The sequence below is a fragment of the Moraxella sp. CTOTU47915 genome (assembly GCF_031986685.1).
Taxonomy (GTDB): Bacteria; Pseudomonadota; Gammaproteobacteria; order Pseudomonadales; family Moraxellaceae; genus Faucicola; species Faucicola tetraodonis.
In genome coordinates this window covers 43,690-62,223 of the sequence record NZ_DAMAAE010000011.1, presented here as the reverse complement: position 1 = coordinate 62,223, position 18,534 = coordinate 43,690, and the positions used below count along the sequence as shown (strand labels likewise).

Genomic DNA, 18,534 nt, shown 5'->3' with positions numbered 1-18,534 from the left:
AAATGACCAAAAAACAGGAAGAATTATGAGCAAACATTATGATTATATCGCGATTGGTGGTGGGTCAGGGGGCATTGCATCCATCAACCGTGCTGCCAGTTATGGTAAAAAATGTGCCTTGATTGAAGCCAAGCAGCTAGGCGGTACTTGCGTCAATGTGGGCTGTGTGCCCAAAAAAGTGATGTGGTATGGCGCCAATATGGCAGCGGCGATCCATCATTATGCGCCTGACTATGGCTTTGATTTGGATGTTAAACAATTTGACTTTGCCAAATTGGTACAAAGTCGCCAAGCTTATATCACCCGCATTCATCAGTCGTACAACAATGGCCTCAAAAATAACCAAGTCGATGTGATTCATGGTTTTGCCAAATTTGCCGACCAACATACGGTTGAGGTGTATAAAAATGACGGCACAATAGAGACCATTACCGCTGACCATATTTTGCTAGCGATGGGGGGGCGACCTGTTCGCCCAGCGATTGAAGGGGCAGAGTTGGGTATTGACTCGGATGGTTTTTTTGACTTGACCGAGTTGCCACCGCGGGTAGCGATTGTGGGGTCAGGCTATATCGGTGTCGAGATTGCAGGGGTGATGAATGCATTGGGCTCAAAGACCCATTTGATTGTGCGTAGCAAGCGGGTGCTCAAAAACTTCGATGCCGACATTGTCACCACGCTCACCCATATCATGCACGATGATGGTATTGAATTTCATTATGGATTGCTGCCACAACAAGTGCGCAAAAACCAAGATGGCTCATTGAGCATTGAATTGTCAAACAATGAGACCTTGACGGTGGATTGTTTGATTTGGGCAACGGGTCGCGAACCTGCAACTGATACCATCAATCTTGATAAAGCGGGCGTTGAAGTCAATGAGCAAGGCTTTGTTAAAGTCGATGCCTATCAAAATACCAATGTCGAAGGTATCTATGCCGTCGGCGATATTATCGAACATGGTATTCAATTGACCCCAGTGGCGGTGGCAGCAGGTCGTCGATTATCTGAGCGCTTGTTTAACAACAAACCCAATGAGCATTTGGACTATAACCTAGTGCCGAGCGTGATTTTTAGCCATCCACCGATTGGTACGGTGGGGCTGAGTGAAGAAGAGGCGGTCAAAGGCTATGGCATCAATGCGGTTAAAGTGTATAAATCCAGTTTTACCCCGATGTATAGTGCAGTGACCAAGCACCGCGAGCCGTGTCACATGAAGCTGATTTGTGTGGGTGAGGAAGAAAAAGTAGTGGGCTTGCATGGCGTAGGTTTTGGCGTCGATGAGATGATTCAAGGTTTTGCCGTTGCTATCAAAATGGGCGCCACCAAACGTGACTTTGATGACACGGTGGCGATTCATCCGACTGGCTCAGAAGAGTTTGTCACCATGCGCTAAGCAGATTTTTAGGGTAAAAAAGCGGACTTAATCATAAGCCCGCTTTTTTTATAATTTTTTAATGACCGCTTATTGAAAAATCACATATCCACTTTGAGCCTATCCCAATACTGCTGATATAACGCCATTATCTCATCCCCAACGTCTTCACGAAACATCGCGTGTTTTAGCAAATCAGCTGGCGGATACACAATCGGATTGTTGGCAAGCTCAGGCGGCATTTCTTTTTTTGCCGCCTCATTGGGCGAGCCGTAGCCGATTTCTTCACTAATCATGGCAGCGTATTTGGGTCGCAAGATAAAATCGATAAACTTATGGGCGTTATCGTTGTTTTTGGCATTTTTGGGGATGACCATGTTATCCATCCACATAATAGCGCCTTCTTTTGGATACACAAAGTCCAGCTCTGGCATCCCTTGGTCTTGTGCCATGATGACTTCACCATTCCAAGCCAAGCCCAAGTAAGTTTCCCCTTCCATAAACGGCATGCGCGGTGCATCTGAGTTAAAGGTGCGCACATTGGGCATCAGCTTGGTGAGCTTTTCATACGCTTGTTTGATGGCTTCAGGGTTTTTGGTACTGCCATTATAGCCAAGGGTCAATAGACTCATGGTGAACACGTCACGGATGTCATTCATCAGCATCACGCGCCCTTCGTACTCTGGCTTCCATAAGTCATTCCAGCTACTCAAGCTTGCTTTAGCAATGCGTTTGGTATTGACTGCAATGCCTGATGAGCCCCACAGATAGGGAATACTAAACTTGTTTTCAGGGTCAAAAGGGGCATTGATAAAGGTTTTGCCGAGGTTGCCAAAATTGGTCAATTTGGCATGGTCAAGCGGCTCAAGCATCCCTTCTTTACGCATTTTATCGACAAAATCCGTCCCTGGAAACGCCACATCATACTCACCACTGCCATTCATCAGTTTGAGTTTGGCGTACATGGCTTCGTTAGAATCAAAGGTGCTATAAATAACGTCGATACCTGTCTCTGCGGTAAAATCTTTAAGCACTTGGTCAGAGATATACTCCGTCCAGTTATAGACATTGACAACCTTGCCGCCTTGACTGGCAGTAGGCGCAGACGCCGCAGCGCTAGTCGAGGTCTCGCTCGCTTTTTGACAACCCGTTAGATTACTTGCCAGCCCCCCTGTTAAAACGGCACCGCCAATGCCTAAGCCATACCCTAAAAAACGTCTTCTATTGAGCATCCGAGATATCATATAAGTCTCCTTAACGTTTTTGGGTCGATGGTAGATTCATCGACTTTTTGGCAAGTAATAATTGCGAGATAATCAGACCCAGTAGCGAGATTGCTAGCAAGATTGTGCCTACGGCGTTGACTTCAGGCTTTACCCCAACACGCACCATCGAATAAATCTGTAATGGTAAAATCTCAAACTCAGGTCCTGTATTGAACGTAGATACCACCACATCATCAAGTGATAGGGTAAAGGCAAGCACCCAGCCCGCCAAAATCGCAGGCAAAATAATCGGTACAAGCACGGTACGAATCATGGTAAATTCATTGGCACCCAAATCACGCGCCGCTTCCAACACGCGGGTGTCGAGGCTAGATAGACGCGCAGTCACCGTAATCACCACAAAGGGCAGACAAAAGGTAATGTGCGCAATTAGCAACGTCACAAAACCCAGCTGTATCCCCACAATCAAAAATAACGCCAATAGCGAAATCGCCAACACAATCTCAGGCGACATCATCAGTACAAATAGCAAGCTTTGTAGTATCGATTTACCTTTAAAGTCATAACGTTGTAACGCTAACGCCGTCAAACCGCCAATCGCAGTGGAAATCGTCGCAGCCACTACCGCCAATATGACCGAGTTGATGGCAGCTTGTACCATCGCGGCATTACTAAATAACTCGCTGTACCAATGGGTACTAAAACCGCCCCATTGATAGCCGACTTTTGAGGCATTAAACGAGAAGATTACCATCACCGCAATCGGCGAGAACATCAGCAGATATACGATGGTCAAATACAGGCGAGACAGCCATTTCATAGTATTAGACATAGCGTCCCCCTTATGCCACTTCGTTGTAGTCAGTTTTGCCAATGCGTTTGCTACTGGCTCGATACGCGATAATCAGCAATGCCATGGCAAGCGTCAATAGTACGGACGCCGCGGCACCAAATGGCCAGTCACGGGCATCCAAAAACTGCGATTTGATGATATTACCCACCAACAAGTTGCGCGAACCGCCCAAGATATCCGCCACATAAAACATGCCCATGGCAGGCAACAGTACCAGCAATACCCCTGAAATAATCCCTGGCGTAGTGAGCGGCAAAATCACGTGCCAAAAGGTTTGTAGCTTGTTAGCGCCCAAATCTTTGGATGCCAAAATATAATCGTCACGCAAATCCACAAATACCGCATACAGGGGCAGTACCATAAACGGAAACAGCAAATACACCAAGCCGCCAATCACTGCTTTTTGGGTATATAAAATTTGCAGTGGCTCGTTGATAAGCCCAAGGTTAATCAGCATGGTGCTAAGTAGACCATTGGCCGCCATAATGAGTTTCACCGCATACAGCCGCACCAATGAGTTGGTCCAAAACGGAATCACTAGCATTAACATCAATAATGACTGCCATTTTTTATCGGCTTTACTGACCAGGTAGGCAAATGGATAACCGAGCAGCAAACAGATAATCGTTGTCATCCCTGCCATCGACAGCGAATGCAAAAATACTTTTAAATAAAGCGGATCAATCAATCGAATATAGTTGCCCATGGTGACCGGCAGTGTTAAAAACTTATCTTCATCACGTGTCAAAAAACTGGCGGCAATCACCAAGATATTGGGAATCAGGGCAAAAATAATCAACCATGCCCAAATCACAAACAGGGTCGCACGCTGAAAGCCGCGCCCGCCTTGTTTTGTCATAACAGGGGCAGGCGCGCTAGCAGCCGAAACGCTAGAGGTCGAAGGTGAAGTAGTATTATTCATCTGGCAAAATCCACTCCCAACCATCGACCCAGTCAATACGCACTTCTTGACCCAGCTTATAGTTAAAATTTGGATCGTCTTCGTTAAAATACTCGGACGTTTTGACGATATTACCGTTTTTTAATCGAATCACAGAATCTAGGGTACTGCCTTTATAAGCACTGTCTATCACGTTGCCGATTAAGCCTTCATGACCTTCATGGGTATAGTACACGCGGATATCTTCAGGGCGCAGCAGTAAGTTGACATTTTGACCGACTTGCACGTCAAATTTTGGACGGGGCAATTCGCGAATCGGATGAAAGCCGTCATTTTGCTCCACCACTTCCACCTTGATGGTGGCTGGATTGACCTCTAGCACTTTACCTTTAAACAAATTGGTTTCGCCAATAAAGCTTGCGGTAAATAAATTGGCAGGCGATTCATAGATACCAATGGGCGTATCAATTTGCTGGAATACGCCGTTTTTCATGACGGCAATCCGGTCAGACATTGACAAAGCTTCTTGTTGGTCATGGGTCACGAACACAAAGGTAATACCCAGTTCACGCTGCAAGCGTTTGAGTTCTGATTGCATTTGCTCACGTAGTTTGGCATCGAGCGCTGAGAGAGGTTCATCAAGTAGCAGCATTTTTGGGCGATTAACCACGGCACGGGCGATGGCGATACGCTGCTGCTGACCCCCCGACAAATCTTGCGGACGACGATTGATGGTATGGTCAAGTTGCACCATCGCCAGCGCTTCACGCACCCGCTGGTCGATTTCGGTTTTGGGTACGCCTTTAAGTTTTAGTCCATAGGCGATATTGTCGTACACGTTCATGTGCGGAAACAGGGCATACTGCTGAAACACCGTATTAATCGGACGTTTTTCCGCAGGTAAGCCTGCAATATCAACCCCTTCTAACTGCAAACTACCGGCATTGGGCAGCTCAAACCCGCCAATCAAGCGTAGTAGGGTAGTTTTGCCACAGCCAGAAGGACCCAGCAGCGTCAAAAACTCCCCGTCATAAATATCTAGATTGATATTTTGCAAAATTTGGGTGTCGCCATAAGATTTGGATAAATGACGGATTTGTAGTAGTACAGGTTTTTGGTTGGTCGGCTGGGCGCTATCAGGCATAGCTGATGGTGCGTTTAGGGTGGTTTGTGGCGTTGATGCAGACATAGGCACAATCTCACGGCAAGGCTAAAATAGCGGGCTAAAATGGCATATTTATGATAGGGTCAAAGCGCAATCAGCATGACAACATAAATACAGAGTTTTTCGATAGTTTCACCTGTGAAAATACAGTTAAAAGTTGCGTTCAGTATAACGGCTAACATTAAAAAATGTTACTGAAAATTCACCTGTTGTTCATAAAATTTTAGTGACTGATTAGAGGCTAATTTCAGTGGTTAATAAGGGGTTGATTTGGCACAAATAAGCAACGTAACTTTTCACCAAAGCCATTAAAATAGCAAGCTTGAACGACTTTTATGTGATGATAATTTAGCCAGTGACCTATTGAATATTTACCTATTGAACATTTAAGAGACACTCCATGCCTAGCAAAAAAAAGCCTCAAAACCCAACCGCTCAAACAACAATCAGTCAAACAGGTGCAAACAATACGGCTTCTCAAACCACGGCTAACAAAATACCGGCAAAAAAACCAACCGCTAAAGAAACAGCTACCAAAAAAACGACCACGGACACAACAGCCGCGCTGCCCATCGCTATTGCTTTACCCAAATCCTTACAGCATGCTCAGTGTGTGGATTTGACGCGCCATCGCTACCAAGGCAAGCTACTAACCCAAGCAGATAGTATTGCACTTGGCAAACAGCAGCGTAAGGCGTACCCATTAAAAACCTTGGCTGCCATCAGCCAACGTCCGACCGCCATCGACGCGCTCAGTCTTTATCATTGGTCGAATCAAGGTCGGTTGGCAGCGTTATTACCCATACGAGCCAAGCGTATGAGTGTATCACCGTTTACTTTTTTTCGTGGCATGCCCGCTTTGATGCTATTTGACCAAGCATGGCAAGGGCAACATTCTGGCTTATTTCAGCAGATTTGCGGCGATTGTCATGTCAGTAATTTTGGTGGTTATGCCAGTCCTGAACGCAATTTATTATTTGGCATTAATGATTTTGATGAAACCATCGTTGCGCCATTTGAATGGGATTTGCAGCGACTGGTCGCCAGTATTTTAATCGCCAGTCAAAGTTTTAAGTATGTAGAATCGGTGGGCTATAAGGCGATAGAAAAACTGCTGACCAGTTACCTTGATGGATTAGAAGCGCATTGCAGCTTGTCACCGTTACAAGTGTGGTATGAAAAAATCGACACCCATAAAATATTGGCAAATACCGAAGACGTGACTGTTCGTAAACGCCGTCATGCCGATTTTGAAAAAGCCAAAAAAAATGATGCGGTAAAAATGCTGCCAAAATTGACTGAGCGTGATACTGTCACAGGGTTGCGCGCGTTTAAAACTGACGGTGAATTGCAGCGACCACCACGCCAAGGGCAGCCATTTTTTGGTGGTAGCCACGCTTTTTTTGACGCTTATCGAGATACCCTAAAGTCAGATAGACAAGTGTTGTTTGACCGCTATGATTTTACCGATGTGGCACTCAAAGTAGTTGGGGTGGGGAGTGTCGGTACTGTGTGTGCGGTGGCATTATTCCAAGATGCCGACCATGAGCCGCTGATATTGCAAATGAAGCAAGCCAAAGCGTCTATCTTGACACCCTTACTGGCAAAACAATTTAGCCATCAAGGCAAACGCGTGGTGGAAGGGCAGCAATTGATGCAGGCATCGAGTGATATTTTCTTGGGCTATGCATCGCTTGATAACTTTGAGATGGATTTTTATGTCAGGCAGCTGCGGGACATGAAGTATTCGGCGTCTCTTGAGACTATGGCAGCTGCCCATTTTTACGAATATATTGAAAGCTGTGGCCATGCCTTGGCACATGCGCATACCAAAGCGGGCAATGCCGATACGCTTATGGGTTATCTGGGCAATGGTAGTGAAATCATCTCTGTCATGCAAGGGTATGCCGAGCAAACTGCGGCTCGCAATGCCCAAGATTATGCGCAATTTATGAACCAAATAGCCGATGGGCATATTGCTGTGGCAGGCGATGAGGTATTATAGTAGCTATACAACCGTCTTGAAAAAAATTTTGAGTTTTAAAAAGTTTGAATTGATAAAAAATATCGCGTTTTATATCATCACAAAGTTCGTTATTATCATAGGGTGAAAGGAGAAAACCAAATGCCAAACAGTCACTTACCGCGTCCAGAAACTGCCGAGCAAGCGCTCGAGATGCTCAAACAAGGCAACGCACGATTCGTAGAGAATTTGCAAAACCCCCAATCAACCTTGCTAGCGTCTAATGCACTTACCCATGTGCATGAACCGTTTGCGATTATTTTGGGTTGTTCTGATGCGCGCGTGCCCGCTGAGATTGTCTTTGATCAAGGTTTGGGTGATTTATTCGTCATTCGTGTAGCAGGCAACGTAGTCGCGCCGTCTCAGATTGGCTCGGTTGAGTTTGCCGCGGAGAAATTCGGTACCAAGTTAGTCGTGGTGTTGGGTCATTCACATTGCGGCGCGGTGACGGCTTGTGTGGAGACACTGATCAATCCTGATCAGCAGTTTTCGCCCAATTTACGCTCGATTGTTGACCGTATCCGTCCCAGTGTTTACAACTTGCATGAAATTTATACCGCCAATGGACAAGACATTGACGCGCAAGAGTTGATTAATCGGGGTATTAAAGCCAACGTGCGTATGTCAGTCACCCAGCTCAAACACGGCTCTCGTATTCTTGAAGATGCGGTTAATAATGGTAGCTTAATTATTGTTGGGGCGGTGTATGATTTGGACACGGGTAAAGTGACCTTTATTGAGTAGCGAATAGTGAATAGCGAATATTGAATTGAGCAACTTACCTAAGTGCAATGTTATTAGCCATGATGTTATGAGAAATGACGGCTATATTTTTACCCAAAAGTTAATTAAAATTAAACAGTATTGAATTTTTGGCAAACTGTCGTTATTAATGACGTTTAGTCAACGTCTTTTTCTTTTAAGGTTTTTTCTTTTAGAGGCATATTACAATAAGGATCACTATGTCAAACTTGTCCGCTACCAATGGGTTTATCTTTAATCACACCATGCTTAGGGTGAAAGACCCGCAAGTGTCTTTGGCTTTTTATCAAGATGTATTAGGCATGACGCTACTACAAACCAAACGCTATCCACAAGCGGAATTTGATTTGTATTTTTTGGCAAAGCTTACCGATGAACAGGTGGCAAATTTGCCGACCGATACTGCCGCGCTAGCAGCATTTACCTTTAGTCAGCCAGGGGTGCTAGAATTGACCCATAATTATGGCACGGAGTCTGATGCAGAGTTTCACTATCACAGTGGCAACAGCGAACCACAAGGATTTGGGCATATTTGTTTTGCCGTGCCAAATCTGCAAGAAGCGGTTGCTTGGTTTGAGCAACATCAAGTCACCTTCAAAAAACGCCCTGAAGAAGGTACGATGAAAGATATTGCCTTCATCTTGGATCCAGATGGTTACTGGATAGAAATCGTACAACCAAACTTAATGGGTTAATCGCCCATGAAAAAAAGGGCAACTGTGATTGCCCTTTTTTATGGTGTTTTATTAAGATTGCGTTTTGTTAAGCTTTGAGGTTTAGCCAATCTCTGGGTTTTAGATAAAAATCCGTGAGTTCAAATTCAGGCGTTCCTGCGAGAGGCTCATAACGATATTCCCAGCCGGTGAGCGGCGGCAGACTGACCAAAATCGACTCAATGCGACCGTTTGATTGTAGGCCAAACAAAGTACCGCGGTCATACACCAGATTGTATTCGACATAGCGACCGCGACGGTACAACTGAAAATTACGCTGCGGCTCGGTATAGCGCGTGTGTTTGCGTTTCTCAAAAATCGGGATAATACCTTTAAGGTAGCCATTGCCTACCGCCTGCATAAACGCAAAGCACTTATCAAAATCCCAGCCCATGCTAAGCGTGTTCAAATCATCATAAAACAAGCCGCCGATGCCGCGTTGTTCGTTACGATGCTTTAAATAAAAATACTCATCGCACCACGTCTTAAACTTGGGATAAATATCTGCCCCAAACGGCGCGCACAAATCATGACACACTTGGTGCCAATGCACACAGTCTTCCATCACAGGATAAAACGGCGTTAAATCAAAGCCCCCACCAAACCACCAAATCGGCTCGTAGCCTTCTTTTTCCGCGATAAACATCCGTACGTTGGCATGACTGGTTGGCACGTTAGGATTGGTCGGATGAATCACCAGTGAGACACCGAGTGCTTGTGCTTGGCGACCAGCAAGTTCAGGGTGGCGAGCGGTGGCAGTGGCTGGCAGATGGTTGATAACAATGTGGCTAAACATCACCCCGCCTTTTTCAATCACTTTGCCGCCTTGAAGTACATTGGAGCGACCACCGCCCAAATTTTGATGGGTGCCTTGCTCAGTGGGTCTCTCCCAAACATCAGCGACAAATTTGGCATTGCTGGCACCTTCAGCATATAGATTAAAGCCGCCAGTGGCTTCTTGGTGTTCTAGCGCTTGGCAAATACGGTCTTGTAAATCAAGTAAATAGGCGCGAACGGCTTGAACATTGGGTGAGGAGAGCAGCATAGACATAGCAATAATTCTTTTAAAAATTTTTAGCGATTAAATTTTAGCGGTTAATTTTTAGTGATTGATTTTTAATAATCATTGTAACACATAATCGCGTGGGTAAAATTTAGCGTATTGGGCGTATTGACTGATGACACGCATAAATATTTACATAAAACCGTTAAAAAAATCGTCACAGCCGCTACCCAAACGGTCAGAAAACTCATAAAATGCCATGACGTCTTGATTACATGATTGATGAAATTAAGTTGAGATTTTATAAACTGACTAGCCCAGCGATACTGATTGACCTAGTGATATAGTTATTGGGATCATATAGTTATCGGACTATCAAGTTATCAGATGGATGATTACATTAACCGTTTTTGGAGAAAACTATGAATAAATTATTAATCACATTAGTGACAGTCATCAGCCTTGTGGGCTGTGGTAAAAAAGAAGAAGCCAAAACTGAAACCACTACCACGACGACGACCACCACAATAGCGTCTGTACCTGCCAATACAGCGACTGCAACGGCAAATACAGCGACTGCTACTGCGTCACCGGCAAAATAATATTAGCCAAAAGCCTAATTGATAAAACCGCTAATCCACTTAGCGGTTTTTTTATGCTTTTTTTATGCCATGGCAGATTTATCAGCTTAAGGCTTTAGCAGGTTTAGCCTAATTTCTGTGTACCAATTCAGCATAGATCAAGTCAGCATAGATTTAATGAATAATCGCTAAAATTTTGCTAAAATAAGCGCCTTTTTTTGATACCTACACTCTAGCAACATGCGGTTAAAACAGCTCAAGCTGGCAGGCTTTAAATCCTTTGCCAACCCTACAACGTTTCATTTCCCCAAAACCATCACCGCGATTGTCGGGCCCAATGGCTGCGGCAAATCCAATGTGATTGATGCCATCCGCTGGGTGCTGGGCGAATCCTCCGCCAAGCAGCTCCGCGGCGGCGCGATGAGTGATGTCATTTTTGCAGGCACGCAAGAAAAGTCCGCCAAAAGCTTGGCAAGCGTAGAATTGGTGTTTGAACATACCCGCGGCGAAGATGGTAGCAGCGGCATCCACCACGCGCTCAATCTGTATCAAGAATTATCGGTACGCCGGCAAATCAATAAAGAAGGCAAATCCGATTACTTTATCAATGGCACCAAAGTGCGTCGCCGTGATGTGGTCGATATTTTTTTGGGCACAGGTCTTGGCGCGCGCTCGTATGCGGTGATTGAGCAGGGTATGATAGGGCGCATCATTGATGCCAATGCGTTGCAGCTACGAGAGTTTATCGAAGAGGCGTCGGGCGTGTCGCGCTACCAAAGCCGGCGTGATGATACCCAAAAACAGCTCGATACCGCAAGCGATAATTTAGCGCGGCTGCATGATATGGTCAGCGAACTGACCAGCCAACAAAAACGCCTAGAAAAACAAGCCAAAACGGCACAACAAGCCCAGCAATGGCAACAAGCGCAGCAAGCGATCAGTGAGCAGCTACTCATTGATGACTATGGGCAGGCGTGGCAAAAACAGCAAACACTCGCGGCAGATTTTCAAGGGATGCGTGAGCGTGTGGATGCTCAGCAAATATTGATTGAAGGATTAATCGAGCAGCAGCAACTTGCCCAGCAGACTCTGACTGAGCAACAGCACACTTTACAAAACCAGCAAAATCTTGCTAAGGGTTATTGGCAGCAGCAGCATGAAACGCAAAGTCTACTGAAGCAAGCTGAGCAAGCCCTTGCCAATGACCAACAACGCCTGAATGTCCTCAATGTTGAGCTGGGGCGTTTTGCAGCGTATCAACAAGAGTTGCAAGCACAAAAACAGCAAGCACAAATGCGTATTGAAGGCTTACCTGCAAAGCTTGAACAGCTCACCGCACAGTTGCGCCAATTGCGTGATGAACAAGATGATTGCAAACAGCAGCGTGAGAAAATTGCGAAAAATTTAGTGGCATTAAATAAGCAAAAGCAAGACGTAGAAAAAAATCTTGCCGTCAGTGAAAACGCCCTCAAACACCATGCCAGCCAACAACAGCGCCAACAACAACGCCAAAGCGAACATGACAAAGCCGTATTGGCATGGCAGACTGCTAAGGCCGCATTTGATCAGCAATTTGCAGTGTTTGAGAATAACGAACTAGACACGCAAATGACGAGACTCAGTGATGAGATTAATCGTCTTGAAGCCAATATCATCGCCCGTCAAGAGTCTATCGCTGACCAAGCCGATGAAGTTGACAGCTTAACCCGTCAGCATCGCCAAGCTGAGCAGCAGTACCAAGCGTGGCAAACCGAGCACGCGACACTACAAAATTTGCTAGCACAACAAGAAACTGCCCTTGACCAATTTATCCACCAGTCACCCAATCAAGAACACACTAGCAGTTTGCCAAAACTTATCAGTCAACTGCAATTGACCGAAACAGGTAAGGGGTATGCCAATGTTTTTGATACCCTAGTTACGGTATTTGCCAAGTGGTCTATCGCGGCTGACCAAGATTTTGCCCAAATCATCCATGACCATGCGGTGTTTATTGATAATCAATCAGCTTTACATCACAGCTCGAAAAATCACACAGCGAACAGCCATCTAATAGACGGTTGTTTGCCACTCTCTGCTTTGATTGCGGCGCCCAATCTGGCTATTTTTCAGCAGGTTTGGATCAGTGCTACGCCACTTGACTGGGCAGATGTGCAGGATAAAGGGCTGCTCGATAACTTACCAACGGGCGATTGGTTGCTGGTGCAGACATCAGCGCAACAGCTGATACTCTGTAATAATCAGCTGCTGATTAACCTAAGCCATTTGTTGCAAGCTGAGGGTCAGCAGCTTATCAGTTTTAGCCAGCAGTTGATGAATGAAGCCCGTATTGAAGAGCTCGATGAACACTTGGCGCAGCAACAACCGCAACTGCAGCGTCTAGCCGATCGCTTGCAACAAGCGAAGGTTAGTCTGCAAGAATGGCAAGCGCAAGACCGAACCGCGCGTAATCAACTGCTAAGCCTAACCCAGCAACAACAGCAATGCCAGCAACAAAAACTACAACAGCAGTATCACTATCAATCCGCACTCGATAAACTTAATCAAGATAAAAAACGCCTCGACAGTGACAGCGAGCGTCTACAACAAGAGGGGCTAGGTTTTGCTGACAAATTGCAGCAAGAACAACAGCGGGTTTATGAGCTAAGCAACACGCTTTCGCATTTACAACCGCAATTACAGCAGCAAATCAGCGAGCGCCAGTCACTCGATGAACGCTTAAACCAGTTTGCCAGTCAGCAGCGCGAGCTAGAACAACAACAAAATCGCATCACCCAAACACTGGCAACCGGACAATTGCAAATCACCGCAAGTGAGCAGCAACTTGCCAAAGCTGAGCAAGACCAAGCAAGATTCACCAGTGAGCAGCAGCTGCTGAGTCATAAAATTAGCGAGCAGCAGGCACGCTTGCCACAGCTACAACAGCAACTCACGGTGGACTCGACGCAACTGCAAACCGCCAATGACAGCGTTACGCAATTGACAATGACCTTGAAAATCATGGAAACCGAGCTACATCAACTGCAGTTGAGTGTGCAAGAGTCTCAGCAGCAGTTGAGCCAACTACAACAGCAATATCACACCACCGACACCGCATTGGCACTAGCCAAGCAAAACGTGGCATTGATTGGTGAGCAATTGACTAGTCGCAAAATCGCCGTGCCAAAAACTGACAACATTGAGTTAATGAGTAGCAGCAAACGCGAGCAACTACAACGACAACTCGAGCAGTTAGCATCACAGGTGCTTAATCTTGGCGCGGTCAATCATGCCGCGGTAGCCGAGCTAAGCGAAGTGAACAGCCGATTGGCGCCCCTTGCTGAGCAAATCTCGGATTTGACCGCAAGCATTGACAAATTACAACTTGCTATCCAGCAGATTGACAGTCAGACCAAACAGCTTTTTATGGATATGTTGACCCAAGTTAATATCGAGCTTAACAAGCTATTTACCCAAGTATTTGGCGGCGGGCAAGCGCAGCTGGTGTTATCAGACCATACCAATGACAAAGATGGCAGCGGCAAAGGCTGGCAGTCAGGGCTAGAGCTTATGGCGCAGCCGAAAGGCAAAAAGAACAGCCGGCTAGCCATGTTATCGGGCGGGGAGAAAACCTTGACGGCGTTAAGTTTAATATTTGCTATTTTTAAACAGCAGCCCGCACCATTTTGTGTGCTCGATGAAGTCGATGCGCCGCTCGATGATGCCAATGTCGCACGCTTTACCCGCTTAATTGAGCAGCTTGCCAAAGACGTGCAGTTTGTGTTTATCAGTCATAACAAACTTGCCATGCAAATTGCCGATGAGCTCAAAGGTGTGACCATGCCAACGGCAGGGGTGTCCAAGCTGGTCAGTGTGGATATGGCTGAGGTGGAAGCTTATTTGGCATAAGCGATTTTCACCTGTCAAATACGCAAAAAGTCAAGCCTTGTCACGGTTTTTTCTAGCTGATTTTATGAAGTCATGATAGTATAACGGCAAAAATACCGATGTAAAAATTTTTATACTACAAACAGGGTCGTTATCGTCTTTCTCAAAGGTCGTTGTTTATGTCTATCACTCAGCTTATTCTTATCATTCTTGCGGTTGTTGCTATCGTTTGGGGTATTTACACGCTACTAAAATCCATTCGTCAAAAAAACCAAGATGTATTAGCGACTGACGCGATTGAACATGACAAAGATGGTTTACCTATTATTCCGCGCCATCAGCGCCCTGAGCCCCAAGAAAGCCAGTTATTCAAAGCGGAAATTACATCCGACAATCCTAAAGGCGAAGTAAAGCTAAGCGCGGACGATACCGAGTTGCACCTAGATAACTATCCAGCCAATGGCGGTTTTGCCAATGCCAATGCCAATGCCAATGCTAATGTCACTAAATCTGCCAATGACAAATTATTGGCAGAAACCCATACATTTGTGGAAAACGAAAACGACGCTTTTAGCATGCTTGCCAATGCCACAGAGACTATCACCCCGGTTGTGCATACTTTCGATGAAAATCAGCTAAAAAATGACAGCTTTACCGATAACAGCCCAATTTTGGACACCCATATCCAAGCGCAAATTGACGAAGAACAAAACAGCCCACTCAACAACGCCATTCAAAATATCAACATCAGTATTTTTCCCAATCAGCAGTTTGTCGACATTAAAGGCGATTATTTGTTAGAGCTGATTGACAAGTATGGCTTGAAGTTTGGTGCGATGAATATGTTCCATCGCTACGAAAACAAAGACGGGACAGGCTTATTGTGGTTTAGTCTGATGATGATTGATAATGAAGGTATTTCACCTTTCGATCTCAATCGACTACCGATGCAAACCATGAAAGGCTTGGTACTATTTTTATCGCTCCCACACCCACGCCCTGTTCAAGGCTTTGATAGCATGATGAGTATCGCAGGACTGCTTGCCAATGACTTAAATGCCACGGTATATGACGACACAGGCGAGCCGATTAACAAAGAAAACACCCAAGCCATGCGCGAGCTTGCCATTAATTTTGGTCGATAGATTTTATTAAAACGAAAACAAGGTACTCCTCGCGAGTGCCTTTTTTTTATGGTCAAAATGTTTACTGTTTTGACTGACCTGATGACTGAAAAATTGACCAAGTAAACCATCACTTTGTTGTAAAATATCCGTTATCTTTTTTAAATCATCATAATTATGAACACAGCCGCCATTACTGCGCAAATGCGCAAACTCATTGCACAGCTAAAACAACATAACCACGCTTACTACGTCCTAGATAATCCGCTGTTAGAAGATAGCGAATACGACCAACTTCGCCAAGAACTGGTGGCACTAGAAACTGCGTATCCTGAATTGGTACAAAGCGACAGCCCTACCAACCAAGTAGGCGACAAGCCGTTGCCATTTTTTACCCAAGTCACCCACCAAATACCCATGCTGTCACTGGGTAATTTATTTACCTTTGACGATTTACAGAATTTTATGCGACGGGTCAATGACCGTTTGGCAGTCAATCAGCAAAACCCCGAATATGAAGTCGAGCTCAAACTTGACGGGCTTGCGGTTTCACTGTTGTACCAAAACGGACAGTTGTCCCAAGCGGTCACGCGCGGCGATGGTCAAACAGGCGAAGATATTACCCAAAACGTGCGCACTATTCGAAATCTACCCCTGCAGTTGCCGATTGATATACCGCGCCTAGAAGTGCGCGGCGAAGTACTCATGCCCAAAGCAGGGTTTGCAAGGCTCAACCGGGATGCAGAGGCAAAAGGGGAGAAAACCTTTGCCAATCCGCGTAACGCCGCCGCAGGGAGTTTGCGCCAACTTGACCCCAATATCGCCAAAAGTCGTCCGCTGGCGTTTTATGCCTATTCCGTCAATCAAGGCTTGCCCGCTGAGATTACCACCCAATCCGATGCGCTATTTTGGCTAAAAGCGTTGGGCTTTAGCATCAGCGATATCAAAATCGTGCAAACAGCCGCGCAGCTACAAGCGTATTATCAAGCGGTGATTGAAAAACGCAGTCGCTTACCCTTTGAAATTGATGGCACGGTGATTAAGGTCAATAGTTTAGCCTTGCAAGAGCAACTGGGCTTTTTAAGCCGTGAGCCACGCTGGGCAACCGCCTATAAATTCCCTGCCGAAACTGTGATGACGCGTCTAAATGCGATTGAATGGCAAGTAGGGCGCACAGGTCAGTTGACGCCCGTGGGCAAGCTTGAACCTGTCAATGTCGGTGGTGTCACTGTTAGCAATGTGACCCTGCATAATATCGGTGAAATTCAGCGTTTAGATATTCGAGCAGGGGACATGGTCAGCGTACACCGTGCCGGTGATGTCATTCCCAAAGTTACGCGCGTTTGGACGGACGAGCGCCCTGCCAATGCCCAAGTGGTGAGCCTGCCGACGCATTGCCCGGTGTGTGATTCACCCGTTATCATGCCAGAAGGTGAAGCGCTGGCACGATGTACAGGGGGGTTATTTTGCCCAGCCCAGCAACAAGAAGCACTGATTCACTTTGTCAGTCGTAAAGCGATGGATATCGACGGGCTCGGTGAGCGCTGGTTGATTAACTTTTTTGAGCAGGGCATTGTTAAAAATGTCGCAGATATTTATGCGCTGAGCAATCACCGCGACGCGCTTATCAACCTTGAAAAATTGGGGGAAAAATCTGTCGACAATATGCTGGCTGCCATTGAAAAAAGTAAAGATACGACATTACCGCGGTTTATCTTTGCTTTGGGTATTGGTGGCGTAGGCGAGAGCACGGCGATGAATTTAGCCATGCAATTTGGCGACTTGCAGCCGCTCATGGCAGCGAGTATCGAAGCGTTACAAAAAACCCCCGATGTCGGTGAAAAAACTGCAGACTCGATTTTTGAGTTTTTTCATGCCGAGCACAATATCGAAGTCATCAATCGATTATTACAAGCGGGCATTCATTGGCAGCCTGTCAGTCAAGTGCCTGAAGGTAATCAGCCGCTTAAAGGTCAAAGTTGGGTCATTACAGGCACCCTTGAAAGCATGGGACGTGACGAAGCCAAAGCCAAACTGCAAGCATTAGGGGCAAAAGTCTCAGGCAGCGTTTCTGCCAAGACCACCGCACTGCTCGCAGGCGAAAAAGCGGGCAGTAAACTTGCCAATGCTGAAAAACTGGGGGTGAAAGTGGTGACTGAAGCGCAATTCACCGATTTATTGAACACGTATCATGCCTAATATATGTGCGGTATTGTAGAAAAAGTTAACGCAACCTTGAGTAAGCTATTTGTTGCCCAAATTATAGCAAGGTTACTTACAAAACACGTATAAATCAGTCTTTATTTATAACAATAGGGTGAAAAATTTACGCTAATATATCTTCCGTAAGTTGCTAAAAGCACCTGACATTTTAGCAAATGGAAACCCTACTGGAGAAAAGTATGAAATCACTTAAAACACTTGCGGTACTTGCGACACTTGTTGGTTCAACAGCATTGACAGCGTGTGCAACCACTGATGCCTATGGCAACCGCGTCACTACCCAAGGCTCTTCTCGCGCGGCGACGCAAGGCGCGGTAGCGGGTGCAGCATTAGGTGCACTGGCAAAATCAGATGGCAACCGTAACGACATCGGTAAAGCTGCGGCAATCGGTGCAGCAGCGGGCGGGGCAACAGGCTATGTATTAAGTACATCACCTAACTATCCATACCAAAAATAAGCTATACTAAAAGTCATAGCCTATATCTACAGTATCCAATAGCGATGCTGTTAAAAGCCAAACCTTTAATAGTTTGGCTTTTTTCTTTGCTAAACGTTAGGCAAGCTATTTGATACAATCAAAGATAAGTTCAACTAGGTGATTTTTATTTTTCTAACCTAAACTGCTAGCCTAAATCATAGCGTTACAAAATCAAGGGTATAAAAAAGCCCTTATCAATTCGATAAGGGCTTTGGATATGGTGGATCGTCCGCGACTCG

14 protein-coding genes and 1 tRNA gene (1 of these 15 only partly in view) are annotated in these 18,534 nt (G+C 45.7%); 9 read left to right on the top strand and 6 right to left on the bottom strand.

Annotated elements, in window-relative coordinates; translation table 11 throughout:
* The first annotated feature begins 25 nt into the window (after positions 1–25).
* Entirely contained in the window at positions 26–1,396 is a 1,371-nt protein-coding gene (gene gorA, locus RTL34_RS09385) for a glutathione-disulfide reductase (RefSeq protein ID WP_312116438.1), read from the top strand.
* An 80-nt stretch (positions 1,397–1,476) separates the two neighbouring features.
* On the opposite strand, the gene RTL34_RS09380 is transcribed toward gorA, so the two are convergent.
* Genes RTL34_RS09380 through potA form a run of 4 tightly spaced genes read right to left on the bottom strand, consistent with a single transcriptional unit; the run spans position 1,477 to position 5,544 of the window.
* A complete protein-coding gene (locus tag RTL34_RS09380) occupies positions 1,477–2,619 on the bottom strand; it encodes an ABC transporter substrate-binding protein (protein ID WP_076773924.1) in 1,143 nt (380 codons plus the stop codon).
* A 10-nt stretch (positions 2,620–2,629) separates the two neighbouring features.
* Positions 2,630–3,433: a spermidine/putrescine ABC transporter permease PotC gene (gene potC, locus RTL34_RS09375; RefSeq protein WP_198510933.1), complete on the bottom strand. Its 804-nt coding sequence runs from the start codon at positions 3,431–3,433 to the stop codon at positions 2,630–2,632.
* Positions 3,434–3,443: 10 nt separating this feature from the next.
* Positions 3,444–4,313: a spermidine/putrescine ABC transporter permease PotB gene (gene potB / locus RTL34_RS09370; RefSeq protein WP_312116469.1), complete on the bottom strand. Its 870-nt coding sequence runs from the start codon at positions 4,311–4,313 to the stop codon at positions 3,444–3,446.
* Between the two features lie 55 nt (positions 4,314–4,368).
* The gene (gene potA / locus RTL34_RS09365) at positions 4,369–5,544 is read right to left on the bottom strand and encodes a spermidine/putrescine ABC transporter ATP-binding protein PotA (protein ID WP_409455454.1); all 1,176 of its coding nucleotides are present in this window, start codon (positions 5,542–5,544) and stop codon (positions 4,369–4,371) included.
* 376 nt (positions 5,545–5,920) lie between these two features.
* Between potA and RTL34_RS09360 the strand changes: the two genes are divergently transcribed.
* From RTL34_RS09360 to gloA, 3 genes are all read left to right on the top strand, one after another.
* The gene (locus tag RTL34_RS09360) at positions 5,921–7,525 is read left to right on the top strand and encodes a DUF2252 domain-containing protein (protein ID WP_312116432.1); all 1,605 of its coding nucleotides are present in this window, start codon (positions 5,921–5,923) and stop codon (positions 7,523–7,525) included.
* 120 nt (positions 7,526–7,645) lie between these two features.
* Positions 7,646–8,287, top strand: coding sequence for a carbonic anhydrase (locus RTL34_RS09355; protein ID WP_284035249.1), 642 nt, complete (start codon positions 7,646–7,648; stop codon positions 8,285–8,287).
* Positions 8,288–8,505: 218 nt separating this feature from the next.
* Positions 8,506–9,000, top strand: coding sequence for a lactoylglutathione lyase (gene gloA, locus RTL34_RS09350; protein WP_065264285.1), 495 nt, complete (start codon positions 8,506–8,508; stop codon positions 8,998–9,000).
* 67 nt (positions 9,001–9,067) lie between these two features.
* On the opposite strand, the gene hemF is transcribed toward gloA, so the two are convergent.
* Positions 9,068–10,063, bottom strand: a complete 996-nt coding sequence (hemF, locus tag RTL34_RS09345) for an oxygen-dependent coproporphyrinogen oxidase (RefSeq protein ID WP_203172606.1) — start codon at positions 10,061–10,063, stop codon at positions 9,068–9,070.
* 380 nt (positions 10,064–10,443) lie between these two features.
* Here hemF and RTL34_RS09340 point away from each other — a divergent pair, with 380 nt between their 5' ends.
* The 5 genes from RTL34_RS09340 (at position 10,444) to RTL34_RS09320 (ending at position 18,274) form a co-directional block, all read left to right on the top strand.
* Positions 10,444–10,623 (top strand): hypothetical protein, encoded by a 180-nt coding sequence (locus RTL34_RS09340; RefSeq protein WP_239742854.1) that lies wholly within the window; start codon positions 10,444–10,446, stop codon positions 10,621–10,623.
* Between the two features lie 219 nt (positions 10,624–10,842).
* Positions 10,843–14,490: a chromosome segregation protein SMC gene (gene smc, locus RTL34_RS09335; RefSeq protein ID WP_312116423.1), complete on the top strand. Its 3,648-nt coding sequence runs from the start codon at positions 10,843–10,845 to the stop codon at positions 14,488–14,490.
* A gap of 158 nt (positions 14,491–14,648) precedes the next feature.
* Positions 14,649–15,614, top strand: a complete 966-nt coding sequence (locus RTL34_RS09330) for a cell division protein ZipA C-terminal FtsZ-binding domain-containing protein (protein ID WP_312116421.1) — start codon at positions 14,649–14,651, stop codon at positions 15,612–15,614.
* 156 nt (positions 15,615–15,770) lie between these two features.
* Positions 15,771–17,792, top strand: coding sequence for an NAD-dependent DNA ligase LigA (gene ligA / locus RTL34_RS09325; RefSeq protein WP_312116419.1), 2,022 nt, complete (start codon positions 15,771–15,773; stop codon positions 17,790–17,792).
* Between the two features lie 203 nt (positions 17,793–17,995).
* Positions 17,996–18,274 (top strand): lipoprotein, encoded by a 279-nt coding sequence (locus RTL34_RS09320; protein WP_007115896.1) that lies wholly within the window; start codon positions 17,996–17,998, stop codon positions 18,272–18,274.
* A gap of 239 nt (positions 18,275–18,513) precedes the next feature.
* Here RTL34_RS09320 and RTL34_RS09315 read toward each other — a convergent pair.
* Positions 18,514–18,534: transfer RNA gene (locus RTL34_RS09315), tRNA-Lys, on the bottom strand; it runs 155 nt beyond the window's last position.

Coding starts and splice junctions, on each gene's coding strand:
- gorA (WP_312116438.1), top strand. CDS start 26: ATGAGCAAACATTATGATTATATCGCGATTGGTGGTGGGTCAGGGGGC.
- RTL34_RS09380 (WP_076773924.1), bottom strand. CDS start 2,619: ATGATATCTCGGATGCTCAATAGAAGACGTTTTTTAGGGTATGGCTTA.
- potC (WP_198510933.1), bottom strand. CDS start 3,433: ATGTCTAATACTATGAAATGGCTGTCTCGCCTGTATTTGACCATCGTA.
- potB (WP_312116469.1), bottom strand. CDS start 4,313: ATGACAAAACAAGGCGGGCGCGGCTTTCAGCGTGCGACCCTGTTTGTG.
- potA (WP_409455454.1), bottom strand. CDS start 5,544: ATGTCTGCATCAACGCCACAAACCACCCTAAACGCACCATCAGCTATG.
- RTL34_RS09360 (WP_312116432.1), top strand. CDS start 5,921: ATGCCTAGCAAAAAAAAGCCTCAAAACCCAACCGCTCAAACAACAATC.
- RTL34_RS09355 (WP_284035249.1), top strand. CDS start 7,646: ATGCCAAACAGTCACTTACCGCGTCCAGAAACTGCCGAGCAAGCGCTC.
- gloA (WP_065264285.1), top strand. CDS start 8,506: ATGTCAAACTTGTCCGCTACCAATGGGTTTATCTTTAATCACACCATG.
- hemF (WP_203172606.1), bottom strand. CDS start 10,063: ATGCTGCTCTCCTCACCCAATGTTCAAGCCGTTCGCGCCTATTTACTT.
- RTL34_RS09340 (WP_239742854.1), top strand. CDS start 10,444: ATGAATAAATTATTAATCACATTAGTGACAGTCATCAGCCTTGTGGGC.
- smc (WP_312116423.1), top strand. CDS start 10,843: ATGCGGTTAAAACAGCTCAAGCTGGCAGGCTTTAAATCCTTTGCCAAC.
- RTL34_RS09330 (WP_312116421.1), top strand. CDS start 14,649: ATGTCTATCACTCAGCTTATTCTTATCATTCTTGCGGTTGTTGCTATC.
- ligA (WP_312116419.1), top strand. CDS start 15,771: ATGAACACAGCCGCCATTACTGCGCAAATGCGCAAACTCATTGCACAG.
- RTL34_RS09320 (WP_007115896.1), top strand. CDS start 17,996: ATGAAATCACTTAAAACACTTGCGGTACTTGCGACACTTGTTGGTTCA.